This is a genomic window from Mesorhizobium sp. M7A.F.Ca.US.005.03.2.1, from assembly GCF_003997795.1.
Taxonomy (GTDB): domain Bacteria; phylum Pseudomonadota; class Alphaproteobacteria; order Rhizobiales; family Rhizobiaceae; genus Mesorhizobium; species Mesorhizobium ciceri.
In genome coordinates this window covers 1-2,323 of sequence record NZ_RZRP01000926.1, presented here as the reverse complement: position 1 = coordinate 2,323, position 2,323 = coordinate 1, and the positions used below count along the sequence as shown (strand labels likewise).

1 protein-coding gene and 2 pseudogenes are annotated in these 2,323 nt (G+C 61.3%); all 3 read left to right on the top strand.

Annotated elements, in window-relative coordinates; all coding sequences use genetic code 11:
- Positions 1 to 333: pseudogene (locus EN991_RS32670) on the top strand (serine/threonine protein kinase); the annotation flags it as partial.
- An 84-nt stretch (positions 334 to 417) separates the two neighbouring features.
- Positions 418 to 828: a DUF1036 domain-containing protein gene (locus EN991_RS32665; RefSeq protein WP_024504491.1), complete on the top strand. Its 411-nt coding sequence runs from the start codon at positions 418 to 420 to the stop codon at positions 826 to 828.
- Positions 825 to 2,323: pseudogene (locus tag EN991_RS32660) on the top strand (M23 family metallopeptidase); the annotation flags it as partial. The gene EN991_RS32665 and the pseudogene EN991_RS32660, both read left to right, overlap by 4 nt.

Here is a 2,323-nt window from a genome sequence, read left to right as displayed (position 1 = left end):
ATCAGCGGAACGCTGGTGACGCGTGGCGGGCTCAGGTCCAGCGTGCTGTTGATCGACCATAAAGGCATGGTGTTCAATCTCGACGACCGCATCGTCGTAGAACCCGGCAAGGCTACTTTCAGCATCCCGATTGGTCTCGGGGCCGCCGACAAAGCCGCCGGAAAGGCGGTGCCGCAGATCATAATGGTGATCACGGGCCCTCAGGACATCCAGGCAGCCGCGTTCTCCACGCCCATGCCAGCCTCGGTGCTGCTCCCCAAGATTCTCGAAGAAATCGAGACCGACGGGTCTCAATTCTCTGCCACCGCCCAGTATTTCCGGCTCGGCGGATAGCATGGGCGCCCGATGCAACTCAGCCGCTCTGACCCGCCGATAAGGCAGTTTGATCCGGTTCGGGCCCCTGCCCTGCGTGGCAGCATGAGGCTTGCGGTCATGGGGGGGGCGGCCCTGTTGGCCGTGCTGTCATCCAGCGAAGCGCGCGCCGAGTTCACGGTCTGCAATCAGACTCTGGATGTCGTCAATCTCGCCGTCGGCCAGAAGGTCGACAATGCGGACCAGACCGATGGCTGGTGGACCATCGGCGCCAATCAATGCGTAAACGTCATTCGTGAGGAACTGACGAACCGCTACATCTACATCTACGCAACGGACGTGTTTGGTCATGCGATCCTCACAGGATCGACCGAAATGTGCATTGAGCGGCGACGTTTTTCGATACGCGGCATCGACGAGTGCTGGCAGCGCGGCCATATCGCGGCACAATTTCTTGAAGTCGATACCCTCGAACAGGCGCGGTGGACTTTCTTCCTTACGGGAAGCAATCCGTGACGCACGGTATCGACACGAGCTTCAGGCAGAAAAAGCAGGCGCGCGCGGCCCTTCGCAGGCGCACGCTTCGGCACAGGCTTGTTGCCGGTCTCGCGGTGGCTGTGCTGCTCTCTATCGCCGCCGGTTTCTACCTCACCGCCGAGTATTGGTCGTTCGGAGACGAAGACGAGGAGTTGCATGCGGTCGAAGGGGCGGACGATATGCCGGCGGACGCATCCGTGTATGTGCCAGCCATTATCGATCTGGCGGGGGACCCGATGTGGATCACGCTGGCGCCCGATGCCAGCGCCGCAACCAAAGGCCGGACAATGCCGCGCCCGGCGGAACTCAACCAGGCCGGCGTTTCTCCACAGATCGAAATCCTGTCTGACGTCATGCTTAGCGCGAGCGAAAAATTCATGACAACGATACCGTCGACGCAAGAGGATTTTGCATTCTTCCAGGCGCAACGAAAGACTGCTGCCCCCCCATCCGGTGATCTGCAGAATGATCTTGAGCCATCGCCGATAGAGGGGGAACCAGCCGCAGCGCCCGACCAAAGGGCGGACGCCGATGATCCCGAAGCCGGCTGGGGCGAGACCATCGATGCGGGCGATGCAGCCCTTCCCGCATTCCAGAAGACGCAGATCGAAAACAACACGAGTGTCGCAACCGTCTCGAATGAGTATCAGCGGTTCGAGGCGACCGAAGACACGTTCGTGAAAATCCTCAACGACCGCTCTTTGGACAGCGTCGCGCTCGATGCGCATTTCTCCGCAGAGGACGCCAAGCTGGCAGGGCAAGCGCTGAAGGCGCTTTTCAACCGCGACGGCCTGGAACCGGGCTATGTCATCGCCATGCGTGGTTTCAGGCCGAGGCGCGAGACGACGACCATGTCGCTGATGCAGGTGTCCATCTACGCCAAGAACGTCTTTGTCGGCACGCTGACACGCAATGCGGCGGGCGCATTCGTATCGGGTGTCGATCCCTGGGTCCGTGAAGATCTGTTCAACTATTCGGGCGCACAGGGGGAAGGCACGCACAAGCGGCAGTATCGCCTGCTCGACGCGATCTACTCGACGGCGGCTCGCAACAGTGTTCCAACCGGCGTGATCGGCGAAGCGATCATGTACCTATCGCGAGGGCAGGATCTGGACGCCTTCGCCAGCGAGGACCAGCGCCTTGTGCTGATCTACTCGCAAACGTCGCGCGGCAAGGGCGAGACTGACGGGCGTGTGCTGTATGTCGGCGTGCAGGGCACCGAAAAGAGCCTCGACTGTTTCGTCTTCCAGCTGAGCGAGGGCCAGTTTGCGTGCGTTACCGGTGACGATCAGGTCCGCTCGCTGACGGTCACCAACGGCATGGTCACGCCCGTCAACGGGGTGATGACATCCACCTTCGGGCCACGCAAGCATCCAATTCTCGGCACCGTTCGCATCCACAAGGGCGTCGACTGGGCGGCTCCCGTTGGCACGCCGATCGCAGCCGCCTTCGATGGTGACATCACCTTCCAGGG